This is a genomic window from Macrococcus sp. CoH-51_TC_04 (assembly GCF_058188655.1).
The window spans coordinates 417,891-437,694 of the sequence record NZ_JBVGOY010000001.1 but is presented as its reverse complement, the minus strand read 5'-3'; the positions used below and the strand labels follow the sequence as shown (position 1 = coordinate 437,694).

Here is a 19,804-nt window from a genome sequence, read left to right as displayed (position 1 = left end):
TATAATAAATTCATGGTATAGTTATTGTTATAGACAGGAGGTTATGTCATGATCGAAACAAATAAAAAAGGTAATCTTGGGACAGTTGAAATTGCGCCAAGTGTTATTGAACTCATTGCCTCAATTGCAGTTTCAGAAGTGAAAGGTGTGTCACTTGTACAAAAAAGTAAATCTTTAGAAAAGCTTGGTGTTAAAAATCAACGTGGTGTACAAGTTGATACGAAAGATGACACGATAGTTCTAGATGCGTACTGCGCATTTGACTATGGTACAAAGATTGCAAAGACTGCTACACTTGTACAAAAAGCAATCAAGAATGCACTAGGAAATATGACTGCGATTGAGCCGTCACAAATAAATATCCATATTGTAAATGTTAAATTTAAAGAGAATTAATCAGGGATGCTTGCATCCCTTTTTGATTGAAGGAGAAACTTTATGTCGAGAACAGAATCTAGAGAACATGCGATACAAATATTATTTCAGATAGAAAATGAAGCGCACGAAATATCAGTGGAAGATGCAACACGTTTTATCGTGGAACCTCCAAACAGAGATGTATTTGCTGATGAATTAGTTCGTGGTGTCAGTTCAAAACAAAATGAACTGGATGACAAGATTACGCCACACCTGAAGTCATGGGCATTAGAGCGCCTCAATAAAATTGACCGTATTATACTGAGACTAAGCGCATTTGAATTACTGTATACAGATGCACCAGAAAAAGTAATTGTCAACGAAGCAGTGAACTTAGCGAAGAAATTTAGCGACGATGAAAGCTATAAGTTTATCAACGGAGTTTTGAGTGAAATTATTAAAAATAAGGCGTAGTGATAATTATGGAGAAGTATCTAAGTGTAAGTGCATTAACGAGATATATTAAAACGAAGTTTGATAAAGATCCTTATTTAACCAATGTCTATATTAAGGGTGAACTGTCAAATTTTAAGCGTCATTCAAGTGGCCATCTTTATTTTGCATTAAAAGATAATGACGGTGTTATTAGCTGTATGATGTTTAAGCGTGATGCAGCACAGCTTACTTTCTCTCCAAAAGAAGGAGACAGTGTTCTTATTACGGGACGTATCAGTGTATACGAAAGTAGAGGGAGCTATCAACTTTATGCCAAAGATATTCGATTAGATGGTATTGGTATATTATATGAACGACTAGAAGCTTTGAAGAAAAAGTATTTCGAAAAAGGTTATTTTAATGTAGAAAATAAGAAACAGCTACCAAAATATCCTGAACATATCGCGGTGCTTACAGCGAGTACTGGAGCTGCTGTACAAGATATTAGAACGACGTTATCCAGACGCTATCCTTTAGCGGAAGTTACGTATATTTCAACAATCGTTCAAGGTGAAGCAGCAAAAGATGATATCGTCAATAATTTAAATGCAGCTGATCAGTTAGGTGCCGATGTTATTATCGTGGGACGTGGTGGGGGTTCTATTGAGGATTTGTGGGCGTTCAACGAAGAAGTTGTCGTCGAAGCGATATATGCATGTAATACACCGGTCATTTCTGCGGTGGGGCATGAAACGGACACTACACTCAGTGACTTAGTGGCGGATCACAGAGCCCCTACTCCGACTGCAGCAGCCGTAATGGCAACACCAGATAGCAAAGAGCTGCTCGTCGGGTTAAAGCAAGTAGATATCACGATGCTGCGCGCAATGAATCAAAGACTAAAGCATAATAATGAACGATTAAATTATCTTTCTTCATATTATATCTTTAAAAATCCATATATGCTGATCGAACAGAAGATGCAGAAACTAGATGAGTTTGAGCAGAGAATGAAGCATGCATCATTTAATTTGATCAATCAGAATAAGATGAATTTTCATTTCATTTCGAATAAAATTGATGCGCAGAAGTTGAATACGAAATTAAAGTATCAATATGAGCAGATTCATTCGATGCAGAATGTTATGGATCGAATGCTATCATATAAGCTGTCAAACTATCATCAGCAGCTCAAACACCATATTGCTTTACTGTCATCTTTAAGTCCAGCAGAGACTTTATTACGAGGCTATGCGATTGTGCGAAGTGAGGATAAGATTATTAAATCTGTAGATGATGTGAATGAACATGATTATGTACATATACAGCTTAATGATGGGGAAATTAAGGCAGAAGTGATGCATATTAATAAATAAGAGGTGATTATCATGGCTAAGACATTTGAAGAAATGATGCAGCAGCTGGAATCAATCGTTAAAGCGCTTGACGATGAACAGGTGAGTCTAGAAAAATCTATAGAACTGTATGAACAAGGTGTAAAATTATCTCAAGCCTGCCAAATGAAGCTTGCTGAAGCAGAAGCGAAGCTTACCAAGCTGAATAGTGCTGAGGAAAATCCAGATGAATAAACATTTTCTCCAAAATATTGAAGATGTGATTGCAGGGTTATATAACTCAAAGGACAACCGGTTATTTGACTCCATGCACTATTCATTAAGTGCTGGTGGCAAGAGGATACGCCCATTATTTGTCTTGACGACTATAGATAGTTTGGGTGGTAATGCTGTTGACGGTCTATCTTTTGGTGTGGCTTTAGAGATGATCCACACGTATTCGCTTATCCATGATGATTTACCTGCCATGGATAATGATGATTATAGACGAGGTAAATTAACAAATCATAAGCATTTTGATGAAGCAACAGCAATATTAGCCGGGGACGCATTATTGACAGACAGCTTTCGTATGATTACAGAAAGTAAGTTTGATGCAGATATCAAGCTGCCGCTTATAAGTCTGTTAAGTGAAGCTGCTGGCTCTAAAGGAATGGTTTACGGACAAATGCTTGATATGGAAGGCGAACATCAGGCACTCGGACTCAATCAGCTGGAACGAGTACATAGTTATAAGACAGGTGAGCTGATTAGAGCGGCATTCGTTGCAGCAGGGATAATCATGAAGCTTTCGGACGAAAAGATGCAGCTTCTAGACCAAATTGGAAGAAATGTGGGGCTCATGTTTCAAATACAGGATGATATATTAGATGTTGAAGGCTCATTTGAAGAGATTGGTAAACCTGTAGGCAGTGATGTCGAAAATGATAAAAGTACTTATGTTTCATTGCTCGGCCTTGAACAATCTAAAGCACTGCTGAAAGAAAAATTTGAACATACAGAAAAACTAGTACAAGCGTTACGTCCAGTTAATGATGGCTTGCTACAGCTTATAAGATTTATTATCGAAAGAAACAAATAATTAAAGCCTGCGAAGGCTTTTTTTATTTTTCATGACTTACAAAAGAGTGTTATAATAGGGATTACTAAAGTATAGACTGTAGGTGGGGAAGTAATGGACGTTACAAAGATTAAAGATCCTTCCTTTTTAAAGGATTTATCATATGAAGAATTAGATGGATTGAGTCAGGACATAAGAACCTTTCTAATAGAAAAGTGTGCAGTTACAGGTGGACATATTGGTGCAAATCTAGGGGTCGTTGAACTGACGATCGCACTCCATAAAGTATTTAATAGTCCAGAAGATAAATTGATATTTGATGTCGGCCATCAGGCATATATCCATAAGATTTTGACAGGTCGAGCAGAGCAGTTCGATACATTACGTCAATATAAAGGATTAAGCGGGTTTCCAAAGCTGAATGAAAGTAAACATGATGTATGGGAAGCAGGGCATAGTTCTACTTCTTTATCAGCAGCGATGGGAATGGCGAAAGCGCGTGATATTCAGCAGCAGCATTATGAAGTAGTGCCCATCATTGGAGATGGAGCGTTAACAGGTGGAATGGCCTTAGAAGCATTAAATCATATTGGTCATGATAAAACGAATATGACAATCATTTTAAATGATAACGAAATGAGTATCGCGCCGAATGTCGGGGCAATGCATAATATGTTCGGAAGATTAAGAACGAACTCGAACTATAATCGTGCTAAAAGTGATATTGATCTCTTCTTGAGCAAACTTCCAGGAGGACATAAGCTTAGAGATTCGGCAGATCGTGTGAAAGACAGTTTAAAATATCTTGTCGTCAACGGTATCTTTTTTGAAGAGTTAGGTATTAAATATATTGGACCGGTAGATGGTCATAACTATAAGGAGCTTGAGGAAGCATTACTGACTTCAAAACGCATTGATGGCCCAGTAATAGTTCACGTCATTACGAAAAAAGGGAAAGGCTATCATCCGGCAGAAAATGATAAGATCGGCACATGGCATGGTCTAGGTCCATATAAACTTGAGACAGGTGAGGTCTTGAAGGGAAGTGTACAAGGCCCTTCTTGGAGTCAGTTTTTTAGTGATACTGTGCAGTCATTTGCAGAAAGAGACAAGACGATCGCAGCCATTACGCCTGCGATGCCTGTCGGAAGTAAGCTCACGAAGTTTCAAAAAGAACTTCCGCAACAGTTTTTTGATGTAGGGATAGCAGAACAACATGCGGTTACAATGGCGGCAGGAATGGCTGCTAACGGTATGAAACCTTACGTTGCGATTTATTCGACATTTTTACAACGGGCATATGATCAAATGCTGCATGACGTGGATAGACAGAACTTACATGTAGTTTTTGGTATCGACCGCTCTGGACTTGTAGGTGCGGACGGGGAGACACATCAAGGTGTCTTCGATATCTCTTTCTTGACGCATATGCCGAATATGACTGTTATGATGCCGAAGGATGAAAATGAAGCGTATCACCTCTTACATAATGCATTTTATGAATATGAGGGCCCTATAGCGATTCGTTATCCCCGTGGTAATGGATATGGTGTGAAAGTAGATGCAACACCAAAAAGTATCGTGCGAGGCAACTGGGAAGTGCTTCATGAAGGCACTGATGTAATCGTATTAAGTTTCGGTCCGACATTAAAGCTCATTGAAGCAGTCAGAGAAGAGCTTCTAAAAGAAGGAGTCAGCATTGAAGTTGTAAATGCACGTTTCATTAAGCCTTTAGATTACCAGTATCTAGATGCCGCTGCTAAACGTAATATCCCTGTATTGACGGTAGAAGAAGCAATGTTAAGTGGTGGTTTTGGAGCAGCTGTTAGCAATTATTATTCTGATTTACACTTGAATGTCCACGTAACACGTATTGGAATCGACGATGAGTATATAGAGCATGGGGATGTTTCTATGCTGCTTGACGATATTGGTATTAATAAAGCAAATCTTATCCATGAAATAAAGCAGTTGGCGATATTACATGAAGAAAGTTAGGATAGATGAATATCTTGTAGCTCAAGATTATTATCAGACGAAGGATGCTGCAATGCGTGCAATAATGGCAGGACTCGTTTTTGATGATAATATACGTATTGATACTGCTGGTGAAAAGATTGATCCGCTAAAGATAAGAATACGAGTTAAGGATCAACGAAAAAAATATGTAAGTAGAGGCGGACTGAAATTAGAGAAAGCACTACAGCAATTTGATCTCGATATAAATGATCGCGTTCATCTCGATATAGGATCCTCTACAGGAGGTTTCACGGACTGTGCACTTCAAAATGGTGCAAAACATGTATATGCGCTCGATGTCGGAACAAACCAGCTGGATTACCGTCTTCGTATTCATCCGAAAGTCACAGTAATGGAACAGACAAACTTTAGATATGTTTCGCGTGATTTATTTGATCCTATTCCTGACTTTGTAAGCATTGATGTCAGCTTTATCTCCCTATCGCTTATATTTAAGACACTTGTCGAAGTTATTAAAGATGGCAGTGATATAATTGCGCTGATCAAACCACAGTTTGAAGCCCATAAAGAACAGGTTGATAAAGGTATCGTCAAGTCGAAGGATACACATATAAATGTAATCCAAAAAGTATTGAATTATGCAACTGATTATAATCTGCGCCCTCAAAACCTTACGTATTCTCCAATCTCGGGGACTAAAGGGAATATTGAATATTTATTGCATCTTAAATTTGAGAAGGGTACGATGGATAATCATTCACATAATAGACAGCAAATTTTTAAGGATACTGATATTATATCCATCATAAATGAAGCTTTTAATACTTTAAACCACTGTTAGGTCAGTGGTTTTTTCATATACAATGATACATGTCTATGATAGAATATAATGTATAAATATGCACATGGAGGTGCACAATGGCCAACAAGACGATGCGACAAATTAAAATTAGAGAGATCATTTCTAATCAGCATATTGAAACACAGGAAGAACTGGTAGAAAAATTAAATGAAATCAACCTAAATGTAACTCAGGCAACCATTTCGAGAGATATAAAAGAGCTACAGCTTATTAAAGTACCGACTAAGGACGGACAATATGTATATTCTCTACCAAGAGATCGCAAGTATCACCCGATTGATAAACTCGGACGATATTTGATGGATTCTTTTGTAAAACTAGATGGTACGGAGAACTTACTCGTCTTAAAGACATTACCAGGTAATGCACAATCCATTGGAGCCATCATTGATCAGCTTGAATGGGATGAAGTAATCGGTACAATTTGTGGAGATGACACATGCTTATTAATATGTAGAGATAAATCTGCTGCGGCGCAGGTTACGGAACGTATTTTTAACATGTTATAATGGGGGTATTAGATGCTTGTTTCATTATCTATTCAGCAGTTTGCAATTATTGAATCATTAGAGATTGAACTTAAAAATGGCTTAACAGTATTAAGTGGAGAAACTGGGGCAGGAAAGTCAATTATTATTGATGCGATTGGGCAGTTGATTGGAATGCGTGCGAGTCAGACTATGGTTCGTCATGGAGAACAAAAAGCAGTTGTAGAAGGTGTATTTGATATTGAGAACAATGATAAGGTGATATACCTGCTTGAACAAAAAGAGATACCACTCGATGATTTTATGCTTGTCAAGCGCGAAATTTTTAAAAGCGGTAAAAGTCTTTGTAGAATAAATAACCACCTGATAACGTTAACTGAACTTCGTGAAGTTATGCAAGAGCTTCTTGATATTCATGGACAACACGAAACACAGCATCTACTAAAACCGAAATATCATATTATGCTGCTCGATGAATATTCAGAGCAGGACTATCAGAAGTTATATGAAGAATACAGAGCGTATTACTTTGACTACAAAGAGAAACAGAAGGAGCTAGAACAGCTCCAGCAAAAAGATGAAGCACTGCTTCAAAGACTTGATCTGATAAAATATCAGTATAAAGAGTTATCGGATAAAAATCTTGTGGTGAATGAAAAAGAACGTTTAGAAGAAGAGATTAACCGACTTGAAAACTTTGAAAAATTAAACGATGTCTTATCGAAATCGATAACGCTGCTTAATGATGAGGGAAAATTACTGGAATTATTGTTTGATTTTAAAGAGCAGCTGACAGAAGTAAGTGCAATTATTCCTGAAAAGTTTGATAAAACAAAAGAAGAAGTAGAAGGGCTATATTATATTTTAGATGACACAAAGCATACATTACATGATGCACTTTCGAATAACGATTATGATGAACAGGAGCTTAATGATTTACAAGCTCGTTTGAATGATATCCAATTTTTAGAACGAAAGTATGGTAAATCCTTAAATGATCTAATTCCATTTATTGAGGAACTGCAAGCGGAAATCAATAAAATAGAAAATATCGAAGAATCGACAACGCAACTTCACCAGGCTATCGCACACCTATACGACAAAGTTATGACTTCAGGGTCACAACTGAGCAAAGCAAGACGACGCGTTGCGCAGAGTCTCAGAGATGACATTTTAGATGAGATCCACCATCTTGAGATGAAAGGTGCAAACTTTGAAATGGCTTTCCATAAAACTGAACCGACAAGTGAAGGAATCGAGTCATTGGAATTTATGATTAGTCCAAATAAAGGTGAACCTTTGAAACCATTATATAAAATTGCTTCAGGTGGGGAACTTTCTCGTATTATGTTAGCCCTAAAGAGTATATTTGCAGAATCAAAAGGAAAGACTGCTATATTGTTTGATGAAGTAGACACTGGCGTTTCAGGTAAAGTAGCACAGAAAATGGCTGAAAAGATGCATGATATATCTGAGTATATTCAAGTGATATGCATATCACATTTGCCTCAGGTTGCTGCAATCAGTGATCATCATCTCTATATAGAGAAGATCGAACATGATGATCGCACGATTACTCAGATTACAGAACTTGATGGAGAGATGAGAATTCATGAAGTTGCAAGAATGATATCGGGGGTAGAGGTCACACCGTTAACGCTTGATCATGCAGCAGAATTAATTGCTCAAAACACTAAGTAGAAGAGGGATAATATGGTACTTAAAGTTGCAATAGTTGATGATTCAAGGGAATTAGCACTCTCGATCAAGTCCTATCTAGAACAATATGACATGAAGGTCGTAGCGATGTGTCATAATGGAAAAGATGCAGTGCACATGATTGAAACATGCGATTTTGATCTACTTCTACTTGATCTGATTCTCCCGTACATTGATGGTATTGGCTTACTTGAAAAATATATTCCTAGATCTCATGAGTATAAGATAATCTGTTTAAGCGCCTTTGGCAAAGACTCGATCTTAAGAGAGGCGATGTCGTTAGGTGTCGATTATTTCATACTTAAGCCGATTAATTTTGATAATTTTATCAGCAGAATCTATCAAATTTGCAATATGGATTTTGTTGATCATACAGATCAGCTGTTGAATAACTTAGGCTTTAACGACAAACATAAAGGAACAAGATATTTAAAGGATGCACTTGATATTGTGAGCAAACATCCAAATGAGAAAATTCAACTGACGATCATGCTATATCCTGAAATCGCTAAATTACATCAAGTGAAATCGGCGAATGTTGAAAGGTCTATTCGCCATGCGATAGAAAAAGCATGGAGCAATGGGTTAGAACAAATTTTTAAGGAGCAGGGCAGATACATAAAGCCGACAATTGGTGAACTTATTAAATTTCTGAAGGATGGATAGTTATGGTAATGATATTTGCACACCGAGGATATTCCGCTAAATACCCAGAAAACTCATTACTTGCCTTTAATAAGGCAGTCGAATATGGTGCAGACGGCTTCGAATTAGATATACATCTGACCAAAGATGAACAGATCGTTGTGATTCATGATCATACAATCAACCGAACAACAACTGGAAGAGGAAAAGTTGTAGAAATGTCATTTGATGAAATTCAGCAGTTTAACATTAAGAACGGCCTCTTTAATGTGACTGATGAAAAGGTGCCGCTACTCAGTGAAGTTTTAGATATCGTGAAAAAGCATAATAAGCTATTAAATATCGAAATTAAAGCTGAAGCAGGTAAGATAGAGATAAAATTACATGAACTATTAACGCGTTATGATATTATTGATCAGATTATCATATCAAGCTTTAATATTGAAAGTTTAGTTAAGATGGAAGCGTTAGATTCATCATACGAAACTGCTTTGTTATTTGATAGATATCATACGTCACCTTGGGACTATAAGACAAGTCATAATATAAAGAGTATCCATCCGAATGCAAAGCATATCACGATTGATCACCTTGTTGAACTAGAACATAATGAACTTCCAGCAAGAGTATATACAGTAAACAAAGAAAAAGATCTGAAGACATGGATGAGTAGCAGTGTTACCGGGATTATTACAGATGAAGTTGAACGTGCAGTCCAATTAAAACGAACGAAAAAAATCGAGAGCTGAGTTTACAGCATCTCGATTTTTTGAATATAATTATTTACGGAACTTTTGCTGTGCTCGTTTACTTTTCTTTTCGATGTGCAGTATATATCCACCGACAAAACTAACACCAAGCACCATCAAAACAAACCCAATAATAAATTGTAGCCAAATATAATGGAGCTCTGGAACAAGAATACCAAAAAGTGCATCTCTCATCCATTTAATACCTAATCCAGCCAAATAGATTGGAACACCAAGCACCATCAATGCAATAACCTTTTTCAAAACATCACCAATTTCATTTTTATATATCATTATTATAACATGATTGTATTAATTTGATAGTCGAAAAATATGCTGCAATCTAATAAAACTTCGTAAATTGAAATATTTAATTGTTAGTACTATAATAAAAATGTAAGCAGTTACATATCTTGATCTGAAAAGGGGAATAGCAATGATATTTGAAACATTAGAACGATACGATTATGAGCAGGTTGTATTCTGTCAGGATAAGGCGAGTGGTCTTAAAGCAATCATAGCAATACATGATTCAACGCTAGGTCCTGCACTTGGGGGATGCAGAATGTGGCCATATAATAGTGAAGAAGAAGCAATTGAAGATGCGCTTCGATTAGCTCGTGGAATGACGTATAAGAACGCAGCAGCGGGACTTAATCTAGGTGGTGCGAAGACGGTTGTCATCGGCGATCCTAAGAAAGATAAGTCTGAAGCGATGTTCAGAGCGTTAGGACGTTATATCCAAAGTCTAAATGGTCGTTATATTACTGCAGAAGATGTCGGTACATCCGTTACAGATATGGACACGATATATGCAGAAACTGACTATGTTGTAGGATTATCAGAAAGTTATGGATCAAGCGGTAATCCAAGCCCGATGACAGCGTTAGGCGTATATCGTGCGATGAAACGTACGGCCAAAGAAGCATTTGGCGATGACAGCTTAGCAGGTAAGACGATTTCTGTACAAGGTGTAGGAAATGTGTCTTATACTTTATGTAAATATTTACACGAAGAAGGTGCGAAACTAATCGTTACAGATATCTTCCAGGAATCAATTGATCGCGCGGTGAATGACTTCGGCGCAACTGCAGTGAAGCCTGAGGAAATCTATTCTGTTGAAGCGGATATCTTTGCACCATGTGCATTAGGCGCTGTTCTAAACGATGATACAATTCCACAACTGAAAGTTAAGGCAGTGTGTGGATCTTCGAATAACCAGCTGAAGGATATGGAAATCCATGCAGCGATGCTTAAAGAAAGAAATATTATCTATGCACCAGACTTTGTTGTAAACTCTGGGGGAGTTATTAATGTAGCTGATGAGTTAAGCGGCTATAACCAGGACCGTGCAACAAAAAAAGTCAATGAAATCTATGATCAGATGGATAAAGTATTTGAAATCGCGAAACGTGATAACATTTCAACAGCTTTAGCAGCAGAACGCTTAGCTGAAGAACGTATTGATCAGATGATGCGTGTACGTAGTACATTTAGTTTGAATGAACATTCTTTGATTTCGAGACGTTAAGAGCTATTCTAAGCACCTACAAAAGATTTTTGCAGGTGCTTTTCTTTTAATGTCGGTAGCAGAATGAATTAAAAGCTTATCTATATGTGTTAAAATTTCACGAATTAATCACTAGATTTAACAGGCTTTATTCGTTATGATAGTTGTATCAATTTAGAAGAGGTGTTATATCAATGGATATGAATTTCAATATGTATATGGAAGATTTTGTTAACACAGCGCGTCAAGAGATTGAGAATGCAGGGTATAAGCAATTAACGACGTCTGAAGCGGTAAATGAAACATTCGATAAGCCTGGTACAACTTTTGTTATGATTAATTCGGTTTGTGGGTGTGCGGGTGGAATAGCTCGTCCAGCTGCAGCTCATGCTGTTCACTATGATAAATTACCGGATCAGCTTGTAACAGTATTTGCAGGTCAGGATAAAGAAGCAACTGCTACAGCGCGTGAATATTTCGAAGGTTATCCACCAAGCAGTCCATCATTTGCATTACTTAAAGATGGTAAGATTATCTCTATGATTGAAAGACATGAAATTGAAGGTCATGATCCTATGAGTGTTATTACAAATATTCAAGCATTATTCGAAGAGCATTGCGAAGAGCGTTAATAGATGAAGATTAGACCTTATCGTATTGGATTCAGAACGATAAAGACAGCATTCGGGATGGCTCTGGGTGTAATTATCTGTAAGTTATTAGGACTTGATAATTACGCATCAGCAGCCATCCTGGTTGTTTTATGTGTAAAAAATACACGTGTAAAGTCATTGCAGGCAGCCAGCGCGCGTTTCTTTTCGTGTATGCTAGGATTACTGTTTTCTTATCTATTCTTTACGCATCTTGGGTTTAATCCAGTCGTGCTCGGTTTACTTGTACTAGTCTTTATTCCAGTGACTGTTATGTTCGGTATTGAAGAAGGTGTAGTCACCAGTTGTGTCATCATTCTACATTGTTTTAATTTTGGTTATATAAACCGACACGTAATAATCAATGAAATAACTTTGATTGTCGTCGGACTTGGCATTGCATTATTGCTTAATCTATATATGCCGGACTTATCAATGCGATTGAATGAGTATAAGAAAGAAATCGAAGCAGAGTTTCAGGTCATCGTCTCAAAGTTGAGTGATGCGCTTATCTATCCAGAAATAGCACTAGATAAACAACAGATTGTTAAGCTGCATCAGACGATAGAACGTGCTAAATCTGTAGCATATACAGAAGTGGAGAATCATTTTACAAGAAATGAAAATTCATACTATCATTACTTTAATATGCGTGAAGCACAGCTTGAACTTCTGTTACGGATGGTGGACCTAATTAACCAGATGGACCATAGTGATAAGCTTCATGTTAATTGTAGTAATCTATTACAAGACTTATCAAGCAATATATCCAGCAACAATTTCACTGCTATCCGATTACATGACCTATATGCTATTATGCTGGATGTTGAAAAGTATCCTTTACCGATGAATAATAAACAGTTGAAATCAAGAGCAGCTTTAATCCAGCTTCTGAATGAGATTGAGCAGTATCTTGAGATTAAATCAAATTTTGGATCACTAAAACTCTACTAAAAAATCAGGACGCAGTCCTGATTTTTTAGTTCGTTAAATATGGTAGTACACTGCTTAAAATAAGAGCAGATACTATAAGTACAAGTAAAATGATGATTGTAAAACGTAAAAGATTTTTGTTCAAGGAAACCATCCTTTCATAAGTATTAAAATAATTATAACAAATGTCTCATGCCAATGCTTAGACTTTTCTGTTTACCTAACCTTTGGTACATTAGTAGTAACGAAAAAAAAAGGAGAGATGATATGGATACTGAACGATTAGTAGAAACATTTAAAAGTCTTGTCAAGATTGATAGTGAAACAGGACATGAAAGAGCAATCGCTGATCACCTTAAAAATGTATTTTCAGAGCTCGGACTGCAAGTAGAAGAAGATGACACTCAGCAAAAGACAGGTTTTGGTGCGGGCAATCTTTTTATTACATTAAAAGGAAACACAGATCAAAAACCGATATTATTATCTTGTCACATGGATACGGTGACACCTGGTCAAGGTATAGAACCGATTGTAACCGATGGTATCATCCATACTGATGGTAGTACCATTCTTGGTGCGGATGATAAAGCAGGTATTGCAGCAATTATCGAAACGATTCAGACATTGCAAGAAGAGCATCGTGACCATGGTGAAATTCAAATCGTGATTACTGTAGGAGAGGAGTCATCACTAGTCGGGGCTAGAGCTTTAGATGGTAGTAAATTAGTTGACGGCTATGGATTTGCATTGGATGCAGGTAACAAAGTCGGTACAATCGTCAATAGAGCCCCTAATAATGCATCATTAAATGTCACTATTAAAGGTGTTACAGCACACGCTGGTGTTGAGCCTGAAAAAGGTGTAAGTGCAATTAATATAGCTTCACGTGCAATCAGTAATATGAAGCTCGGAAGAATAGATGGTGAAACTACTGCAAATATTGGCCGTATAGAAGGTGGAGAAAAAACGAATATTGTAGCTGACAGCTGCTTTATACTCGCTGAAGCAAGAAGCCTGGATGAGGAAAAGATGCATCAACAAGTACAGCACATGAAAGAGGCATTTTTAACAGCCGCTGCAGAACTTGGTGGGTCAGCAGACGTAGAAGTTACTGTGAATTATCCATCATTCCATGTACCTGAAGAAAGCGAAGTAATAAAGATAGCACAGCAATCAGCACTTAATATCGGTCGAACGCCTGAGGTGGTATCCAATGGTGGCGGTAGTGATGCCAACTTTATTAATAGTTATGGTGTTCCAACAGTTGTTCTTGCGGTTGGTTATGAGAAGATTCATACAGTAAATGAAAGAATTGCAGTTACGGAGATGGAGAAATTAACAGAACAGGTCCTTGAAATCATCAAGCTTGTTTAATCAAAGTGACATTACAATATGTTATAATGAAATGGAATAATTATTGAAAGAGGTAGAGTATGAGTAAACAACAAATAGGTGTTATTGGTCTTGCAGTTATGGGTAAAAATCTTGCATGGAATATTGAATCGAGAGGTAATTCTGTTTCAGTCTATAATCGTTCAAGTGACAAAACAGACTTAATGATGAAAGAATCAACTGGTAAGAATATTCATCCGACATATACTTTGGAAGAATTCGTAAATAGTCTTGAAACTCCCCGAAAGATTATGATGATGGTTAAAGCAGGAGAAGCAACAGATGCGACAATTGAAAGTCTATTGCCATTATTAGATAAAGGTGACATTCTAATTGACGGCGGCAATACCAATTATAATGATACGATTCGACGTAATGTCTATCTTTCTGAAAAAGGAATCAACTTTATCGGAACGGGTGTTTCTGGTGGTGAAGAAGGCGCACTTCACGGTCCATCTATCATGCCAGGTGGTCAGAAGGAAGCTTATGAACTCGTTAAACCGATTCTAGAATCTATTGCAGCAAAAGCTAAGGATGGCAAGCCGTGTGTCGCTTATATTGGTCCAGATGGAGCAGGACATTATGTGAAGATGGTACATAACGGTATAGAATATGCGGATATGCAGCTTATAGCAGAAAGCTATGATCTGATGAAGAATGTACTCAATATGTCACATCAAGAAATTGCAGAAACATTTAAGACATGGAATGAAGGAGAGCTAGATAGCTATCTTATCGAAATTACGGCTGATATCTTTAATAAGCTAGATGAAGATGGCACACCGCTTGTAGAGAAAGTACTGGACAAAGCAGGACAAAAAGGTACAGGTAAGTGGACATCAATTAATGCGCTTGACTTAGGGGTTCCATTAACGATTATTACCGAATCTGTATTTGCCAGAACGATATCAAGTCAAAAAGATGAACGTGTAATTGCGCATGAAGCTATTCAAAATGAAAAGAATAATTTTGAAGGAAATAAGGATGAATTCCTTGAAGCCATTCGTGAAGCATTATATATGAGTAAGATTTGTTGTTATGCTCAAGGATTTGCACAGATGAAAGAAGCTTCAGACAGCTATAACTGGGACTTACAGCTTGGTGATCTCGCAATGATCTGGCGTGAAGGGTGTATTATACGTGCACAGTTCTTGCAAAAGATCAAAGACGCATATGATCTTGATAATGATCTTCAGAATTTATTGCTTGATCCTTATTTTAAAGGGATTGTTGAAAAATATCAGCAAAGTTTAAGAACGGTTGCATCAACTGCAATTTTGACAGGTACACCGGTACCGACTTTTGCTTCTGCAATCAACTATTTTGATTCATATACTGCGAAAGATCTTCCTGCTAACCTTATCCAGGCACAGCGTGATTATTTTGGAGCACACACATATGAAAGAAAAGATAAAGCAGGTACATTCCATACGGACTGGAAATAATAATTTTTTCATTCTGAAAATATAATAAGTAAATTCAAATAAACCAGAACAATACTGTCACTGTACAGCATCGTTCTGGTTTATTTGATATATTGATTTATAATCTGACATTAGAATTGTTTCTCTATAGGAATCCATAGCTCTACTTTATTAAAGTGGTTGTCGAATGCATAATCTGAAGGAAGCACATAGACAAACTGCTCATTCCTTAAATAATTAAGTTGAAGATCGACCTGTTTTTCGATAGAATACCAAATCTCACTGAAAATATAATCCAGATGTCCTCTGGATTGAAATACTGCATATTGAGCACGATTGATGGCGGAAGTTTCATAATGATAAGATCGTTCTGACTGAACGCCGATAAATATATGAACACCTGTTATATCCGGATGAAGTGTTACATATAATTTACCATTCGTACTCAAATGCAACAATTCATCGATAAATCCATCCTGGTTTTCATTATAGATTAGATCAGGAATTAAAAATTGATTCGATAGATGCTGGTTATCTATTCTGACGGATTTTCCGACTAACTCAGTATGATCAGCATGTTTTATACTATAATGCGCGGGGGGCTTCGTTGTTGTTGAGAGCTGCAGATAAAGGCGATGAACCATCTGGAGTTTCTCTGGATTTGCACGGGCTTGTATCGGAGAAGTTCCATGAAATTCACTAAACGCTGTACTGAATTCATGAGCACTCGTATAGCCGTACTTTTTTGCAACGTCGACAAGTCTATAGTTTCCGTTCAATAAATAGTTTGCAGCTTCTGTCATCTTCCTGCTGTGGAGGTATTCTTCCACAGTCATTCCTGTGATCATGGTAAAGGACTGTGTAATATGGAATGCACTCTCTTCAAGGTAATTACTAAGGTCATCAAGTGTAAATGACTGTAATAAATGATCTTCAAGATATACGATTGTTTTTTGGACAGTTTCAATTGATTTCATCATTTCACACTTTCTAAATCTCGTAGTTAATAGCGTAGATATGTATCATTTCCTGCTTGTCGTTATCATAGTCTTCTAGCTTGATCGTGTGAAGCAGGGTGATTTCATTGAAATATTGCAAGTAGTTGATATAACTAGCATCAGGATAATACAAGATGAGTAATTTTCTGTGTAAGTCCTTAATTGACAGTAGCGAATCGATAAACTTTTTGAAGATATGTACAGAAAAAGGATTGAATAGAAAGAAAATGCTATCCTGTGCTTTAATAGTATAATCCAATATATCACAGTTGATCGCTTCGATATGGCATCGGTGATGCTTTGAATATGCCTGGATATTCTTTAATGCATGCATATAAAGCTGTTTGTTAATTTCAATGCCTTTAGTTTGAACTTGTAGCTGATGGGCCGCATAGATTGGTACTCGATGCATCCCTGAGCCGATATCGACAAATACGTCATCAACAGTTATCAATGGCTTAATCAATTGGAATAGTTTTTCGAGATGTATATAGTCTGTCGGTTCATAGCGATGAATTGCACCACGAGAGTATGACTCATAATAAATTTCTGTCTGAATATTAAGCTGGTGATCAAAGTATGCATCGTTCATAAAGTTAAATCCTTTTTATGATTAAGATAACATAAATAAATAGAAAATAAAATTATTACTTTGAATTATAGAGTTGAATCATATTAAATAACACCCGAACAAAAACTGTTCAGGTGTTATTTAATGATAAAGCTGTATATATGTTTAGAAGTCCCACCAATGGAAATTGTCACGACTAAGCAGTAATTCGCTCTTGATTGGTCCGTTGCTCCCTGCTGGGTAGTTTGGAAATGGTGCTGGATTATTATCCCAGTATTCCGCTACTGTATCAACATATGACCAAGTTGCTTTCAATTCTTCCCAATGCGTAAAGTTTGTCGCATCACCACGTAAACAGTCATAGATTAATCCTTCGTATGCATCTACGGTATTCATCTTATCTTGTGTAGTCATCGCATAAGAGAGCTTTACAGGCTCTGTGTCGATACCTTCTATATATTTACGAGCATTTAAATGAAGTTCAATGCCTTCGTTTGGCTGAATGTTGATGATCAGCAGATTTGAATCGAGTTCGTTGTCTTTTTGATAATATAGATTCATCGGCATTTCTTTGAATTCTACAACCACTCTGATTTCTTTTTCTTTCATGCGCTTTCCAGTTCTAATATAAAATGGCACACCGGCCCATCTGAAGTTATCAAGCATGACTTTCGCTGCAACGAAAGTAGGGGTATTACTATCTGGTGCGACATTATCTTCATCACGATATTTTTTTACCTTCTCACCGTTGATTTCACCAGCATCATACTGCCCGCGAACAAAATAGCTTTTGACATGTTCTGGTTTGATCTTACGAATGGAACGTAAAGCTTTTACTTTTTCATTTCTGATATCTTCTGATGAGAGTGAGATAGGAGGCTCCATTGCCAGAAGAGAAACGATTTGCAGCATATGATTCTGAACCATGTCTTTAAGGGCGCCACTCTTGTCATAGTAGCCTCCTCGATCTTCAACACCAAGTATTTCAGATGAAGTGACCTGGATATTTGAGATGTATTTATTGTTCCATAATGGTTCGAACATAGCATTGCTAAAGCGGATGACCTCAATGTTTTGCACCATATCTTTTCCAAGATAGTGGTCGATACGATATATTTCTTCTTCTTTGAATGATTTACGAATCTGCTGATTCAACTGTTCAGCAGATTTCAGATCCTTACCGAATGGTTTTTCAATTATTAAACGTTTGAAACCATCCGTCTTTGTAAGGCTACTTAATTTTAAATGATCGGTAACAGTACCAAAGAATTCTGGAGCCATTGCTAAATAAAATAGGCGGTTACCTTGCAGATTAAATTCACTATCCAAAGTTTCTGAAAGAGATTTGAGCGATGCATAGCTTGCTGCATCATTTACATCATGCGGCTGGTAAAATACGTGTTCCATAAAGGCGTCAATCTTATGTGTATCAGCTACGAAGTTCTCGATAGATGCTCTGATTTCAGCTCTGAATTTATCGTTTGACCAGTCACGTCGGCCGATTCCTATGATTGCAATTTGGTCATTGAGATTTCCTTGTTGAAAAAGATGGAACAGGGATGGAAATAATTTACGATGACTTAAGTCGCCTGTTGCACCAAAAATGGTAATTAAGCAGGGAATATTTTGCTTTTTTATATCCAAGATAACTAACCTCGATTCTATTGTTATTCTTTATATTTTTTCATAGAACACATAAAAATACAATTAAAACATGCTATAATTACGTGATGAAAAGGTGGTTTTTAATTTGAAGATTATTTGTTTAGGAACGAGCGCCGGATTACCTACAAAAGAAAGAAATACGCAGACGACGATCCTTTCTTTAAATCCACTCTATAATGAATACTGGATGTTTGATTGTGGGGAAGCAGCACAACATCAAATATTACATACTAACATTAAACTTGGTAAGCTCACGCATATATTTATTTCTCATCTGCATGGAGATCATATCTTTGGACTACCAGGTGTGTTAACTTCAAGAAGTTTTCAAGGGGGCCAGGACAAAAAACTGACATTATATGGTCCAGCTGGGTTAAAACAGTTTGTTGATACAGTACTGACGATTTCCTGTTCACATCTTAATTATCCTCTTGAGATTATCGAGATTGATCATGGTGACGAATTTATTATCAATGATATCGAAATAACAGTCGGAGCATTAAAACATGGGATCCCTTCATTCGGATACAGAGTAGTAATGCCTGATACGGCTGGTAACTTAATAAAAGAAAAGTTGATAGCTGAAGGCATCGCTCCAGGTCCGGTCTATAAAGAGTTTAAGTTGCGTGAACAAGTCACAGTAAATGGGAAAATATATAACACTGAGGATTTTAAGACTGCCGGAAAAAAAGGGAAGAGGCTCGTATTTTTTGGAGATACAATGCCTTGTGAAAACGAAGCTTCTTTGGCAGAGAATGCAGATGTTGTTGTACATGAGTGTACATATCTCGATGGGGATGTAGAATTAAGTCATAAATACTATCATAGTCATATTGATGATGTCCTATCTTTTGTCAGTACGGGAAATGTGAAAAAGCTTATTATCAATCATGTCAGCAATCGCTATACTACTAAAGATATAAATCGATTACTAGCTGAAATAGAAACTAAAACAGAATGTGAAGTTTTTATTGCAGATGATTTTTCTGAGTACGATGTGGAATAAAATCA

The 19,804-nt window shown here is 37.0% G+C and carries 21 protein-coding genes; 17 read left to right on the top strand and 4 right to left on the bottom strand.

Annotated features, from left to right (window positions below; genetic code table 11):
* The first annotated feature begins 48 nt into the window (after nucleotides 1–48).
* The 11 genes from ACZ2V4_RS02250 to ACZ2V4_RS02200 all read left to right on the top strand — a co-directional run bounded on the left by ACZ2V4_RS02250 (nucleotide 49) and on the right by ACZ2V4_RS02200 (nucleotide 9,650).
* On the top strand, nucleotides 49–396 hold the full coding sequence (locus tag ACZ2V4_RS02250) for an Asp23/Gls24 family envelope stress response protein (RefSeq protein WP_012657076.1): 348 nt from the start codon (nucleotides 49–51) through the stop codon (nucleotides 394–396).
* Nucleotides 397–438: 42 nt separating this feature from the next.
* Nucleotides 439–831 (top strand): transcription antitermination factor NusB, encoded by a 393-nt coding sequence (gene nusB, locus ACZ2V4_RS02245; RefSeq protein ID WP_120785626.1) that lies wholly within the window; start codon nucleotides 439–441, stop codon nucleotides 829–831.
* Nucleotides 832–839: 8 nt separating this feature from the next.
* Nucleotides 840–2,168 (top strand): exodeoxyribonuclease VII large subunit, encoded by a 1,329-nt coding sequence (xseA, locus tag ACZ2V4_RS02240; RefSeq protein ID WP_419894973.1) that lies wholly within the window; start codon nucleotides 840–842, stop codon nucleotides 2,166–2,168.
* A gap of 12 nt (nucleotides 2,169–2,180) precedes the next feature.
* Nucleotides 2,181–2,381 carry an exodeoxyribonuclease VII small subunit gene (gene xseB / locus ACZ2V4_RS02235; RefSeq protein ID WP_219491914.1) on the top strand — a complete coding sequence of 67 codons (201 nt, stop codon included), beginning with the start codon at nucleotides 2,181–2,183 and terminating at the stop codon, nucleotides 2,379–2,381.
* A complete protein-coding gene (locus ACZ2V4_RS02230; protein WP_490514463.1) occupies nucleotides 2,374–3,228 on the top strand; it encodes a polyprenyl synthetase family protein in 855 nt (284 codons plus the stop codon). Before xseB ends, ACZ2V4_RS02230 begins: the two co-directional genes overlap by 8 nt.
* 93 nt (nucleotides 3,229–3,321) lie before the next feature.
* Nucleotides 3,322–5,205, top strand: a complete 1,884-nt coding sequence (dxs, locus tag ACZ2V4_RS02225; RefSeq protein WP_283721880.1) for a 1-deoxy-D-xylulose-5-phosphate synthase — start codon at nucleotides 3,322–3,324, stop codon at nucleotides 5,203–5,205.
* Entirely contained in the window at nucleotides 5,192–6,028 is an 837-nt protein-coding gene (locus ACZ2V4_RS02220; RefSeq protein ID WP_413474522.1) for a TlyA family RNA methyltransferase, read from the top strand. Before dxs ends, ACZ2V4_RS02220 begins: the two co-directional genes overlap by 14 nt.
* A gap of 77 nt (nucleotides 6,029–6,105) precedes the next feature.
* Nucleotides 6,106–6,558, top strand: coding sequence for a transcriptional regulator AhrC/ArgR (gene ahrC, locus ACZ2V4_RS02215; protein ID WP_219491903.1), 453 nt, complete (start codon nucleotides 6,106–6,108; stop codon nucleotides 6,556–6,558).
* 12 nt (nucleotides 6,559–6,570) lie between these two features.
* Nucleotides 6,571–8,238 (top strand): DNA repair protein RecN, encoded by a 1,668-nt coding sequence (gene recN / locus ACZ2V4_RS02210; RefSeq protein WP_420496034.1) that lies wholly within the window; start codon nucleotides 6,571–6,573, stop codon nucleotides 8,236–8,238.
* A gap of 12 nt (nucleotides 8,239–8,250) precedes the next feature.
* Nucleotides 8,251–8,922 (top strand): response regulator, encoded by a 672-nt coding sequence (locus tag ACZ2V4_RS02205; protein WP_219491897.1) that lies wholly within the window; start codon nucleotides 8,251–8,253, stop codon nucleotides 8,920–8,922.
* A gap of 2 nt (nucleotides 8,923–8,924) precedes the next feature.
* Nucleotides 8,925–9,650 carry a glycerophosphodiester phosphodiesterase gene (locus ACZ2V4_RS02200; protein WP_219491894.1) on the top strand — a complete coding sequence of 242 codons (726 nt, stop codon included), beginning with the start codon at nucleotides 8,925–8,927 and terminating at the stop codon, nucleotides 9,648–9,650.
* A gap of 30 nt (nucleotides 9,651–9,680) precedes the next feature.
* Here the strand turns inward: ACZ2V4_RS02200 and ACZ2V4_RS02195 are convergent, their stop codons facing one another.
* Complete coding sequence (locus ACZ2V4_RS02195; protein WP_219491891.1) at nucleotides 9,681–9,914, bottom strand: DUF2627 domain-containing protein; 234 nt, start codon at nucleotides 9,912–9,914, stop codon at nucleotides 9,681–9,683.
* Nucleotides 9,915–10,086: 172 nt separating this feature from the next.
* Between ACZ2V4_RS02195 and ACZ2V4_RS02190 the strand changes: the two genes are divergently transcribed.
* The 5 genes from ACZ2V4_RS02190 to gnd all read left to right on the top strand — a co-directional run bounded on the left by ACZ2V4_RS02190 (nucleotide 10,087) and on the right by gnd (nucleotide 15,580).
* The gene (locus tag ACZ2V4_RS02190; protein ID WP_120785616.1) at nucleotides 10,087–11,181 is read left to right on the top strand and encodes a Glu/Leu/Phe/Val dehydrogenase dimerization domain-containing protein; all 1,095 of its coding nucleotides are present in this window, start codon (nucleotides 10,087–10,089) and stop codon (nucleotides 11,179–11,181) included.
* Nucleotides 11,182–11,354: 173 nt separating this feature from the next.
* On the top strand, nucleotides 11,355–11,792 hold the full coding sequence (locus ACZ2V4_RS02185; protein WP_219491888.1) for a BrxA/BrxB family bacilliredoxin: 438 nt from the start codon (nucleotides 11,355–11,357) through the stop codon (nucleotides 11,790–11,792).
* Between the two features lie 3 nt (nucleotides 11,793–11,795).
* On the top strand, nucleotides 11,796–12,764 hold the full coding sequence (locus tag ACZ2V4_RS02180; protein ID WP_099483053.1) for an aromatic acid exporter family protein: 969 nt from the start codon (nucleotides 11,796–11,798) through the stop codon (nucleotides 12,762–12,764).
* 246 nt (nucleotides 12,765–13,010) lie between these two features.
* A complete protein-coding gene (locus ACZ2V4_RS02175; RefSeq protein ID WP_219491886.1) occupies nucleotides 13,011–14,117 on the top strand; it encodes a M20/M25/M40 family metallo-hydrolase in 1,107 nt (368 codons plus the stop codon).
* A 59-nt stretch (nucleotides 14,118–14,176) separates the two neighbouring features.
* Nucleotides 14,177–15,580, top strand: coding sequence for an NADP-dependent phosphogluconate dehydrogenase (gnd, locus tag ACZ2V4_RS02170; protein ID WP_283721877.1), 1,404 nt, complete (start codon nucleotides 14,177–14,179; stop codon nucleotides 15,578–15,580).
* A 110-nt stretch (nucleotides 15,581–15,690) separates the two neighbouring features.
* Here the strand turns inward: gnd and ACZ2V4_RS02165 are convergent, their stop codons facing one another.
* From ACZ2V4_RS02165 to zwf, 3 genes are all read right to left on the bottom strand, one after another.
* Nucleotides 15,691–16,539 (bottom strand): AraC family transcriptional regulator, encoded by an 849-nt coding sequence (locus ACZ2V4_RS02165; protein WP_219491879.1) that lies wholly within the window; start codon nucleotides 16,537–16,539, stop codon nucleotides 15,691–15,693.
* A gap of 10 nt (nucleotides 16,540–16,549) precedes the next feature.
* Nucleotides 16,550–17,149, bottom strand: coding sequence for a hypothetical protein (locus ACZ2V4_RS02160; RefSeq protein ID WP_219491876.1), 600 nt, complete (start codon nucleotides 17,147–17,149; stop codon nucleotides 16,550–16,552).
* A 144-nt stretch (nucleotides 17,150–17,293) separates the two neighbouring features.
* Nucleotides 17,294–18,772, bottom strand: coding sequence for a glucose-6-phosphate dehydrogenase (gene zwf / locus ACZ2V4_RS02155; protein WP_420496031.1), 1,479 nt, complete (start codon nucleotides 18,770–18,772; stop codon nucleotides 17,294–17,296).
* Between the two features lie 106 nt (nucleotides 18,773–18,878).
* Between zwf and rnz the strand changes: the two genes are divergently transcribed.
* Nucleotides 18,879–19,799, top strand: coding sequence for a ribonuclease Z (gene rnz / locus ACZ2V4_RS02150; protein ID WP_219491872.1), 921 nt, complete (start codon nucleotides 18,879–18,881; stop codon nucleotides 19,797–19,799).
* Nucleotides 19,800–19,804 lie beyond the last annotated feature (5 nt).

Bases quoted from the DNA above. Each gene is read 5' to 3' on its own strand.
- ACZ2V4_RS02250 (WP_012657076.1), top strand. From the start codon at position 49: ATGATCGAAACAAATAAAAAAGGTAATCTTGGGACAGTTGAAATTGCG.
- xseA (WP_419894973.1), top strand. From the start codon at position 840: ATGGAGAAGTATCTAAGTGTAAGTGCATTAACGAGATATATTAAAACG.
- ACZ2V4_RS02160 (WP_219491876.1), bottom strand. From the start codon at position 17,149: ATGAACGATGCATACTTTGATCACCAGCTTAATATTCAGACAGAAATT.
- ACZ2V4_RS02220 (WP_413474522.1), top strand. From the start codon at position 5,192: ATGAAGAAAGTTAGGATAGATGAATATCTTGTAGCTCAAGATTATTAT.
- ACZ2V4_RS02185 (WP_219491888.1), top strand. From the start codon at position 11,355: ATGGATATGAATTTCAATATGTATATGGAAGATTTTGTTAACACAGCG.
- ACZ2V4_RS02190 (WP_120785616.1), top strand. From the start codon at position 10,087: ATGATATTTGAAACATTAGAACGATACGATTATGAGCAGGTTGTATTC.
- ACZ2V4_RS02165 (WP_219491879.1), bottom strand. From the start codon at position 16,539: ATGATGAAATCAATTGAAACTGTCCAAAAAACAATCGTATATCTTGAA.
- xseB (WP_219491914.1), top strand. From the start codon at position 2,181: ATGGCTAAGACATTTGAAGAAATGATGCAGCAGCTGGAATCAATCGTT.
- nusB (WP_120785626.1), top strand. From the start codon at position 439: ATGTCGAGAACAGAATCTAGAGAACATGCGATACAAATATTATTTCAG.
- ACZ2V4_RS02205 (WP_219491897.1), top strand. From the start codon at position 8,251: ATGGTACTTAAAGTTGCAATAGTTGATGATTCAAGGGAATTAGCACTC.
- ACZ2V4_RS02180 (WP_099483053.1), top strand. From the start codon at position 11,796: ATGAAGATTAGACCTTATCGTATTGGATTCAGAACGATAAAGACAGCA.
- ahrC (WP_219491903.1), top strand. From the start codon at position 6,106: ATGGCCAACAAGACGATGCGACAAATTAAAATTAGAGAGATCATTTCT.
- dxs (WP_283721880.1), top strand. From the start codon at position 3,322: ATGGACGTTACAAAGATTAAAGATCCTTCCTTTTTAAAGGATTTATCA.
- ACZ2V4_RS02230 (WP_490514463.1), top strand. From the start codon at position 2,374: ATGAATAAACATTTTCTCCAAAATATTGAAGATGTGATTGCAGGGTTA.
- gnd (WP_283721877.1), top strand. From the start codon at position 14,177: ATGAGTAAACAACAAATAGGTGTTATTGGTCTTGCAGTTATGGGTAAA.
- ACZ2V4_RS02200 (WP_219491894.1), top strand. From the start codon at position 8,925: ATGGTAATGATATTTGCACACCGAGGATATTCCGCTAAATACCCAGAA.
- recN (WP_420496034.1), top strand. From the start codon at position 6,571: ATGCTTGTTTCATTATCTATTCAGCAGTTTGCAATTATTGAATCATTA.
- ACZ2V4_RS02175 (WP_219491886.1), top strand. From the start codon at position 13,011: ATGGATACTGAACGATTAGTAGAAACATTTAAAAGTCTTGTCAAGATT.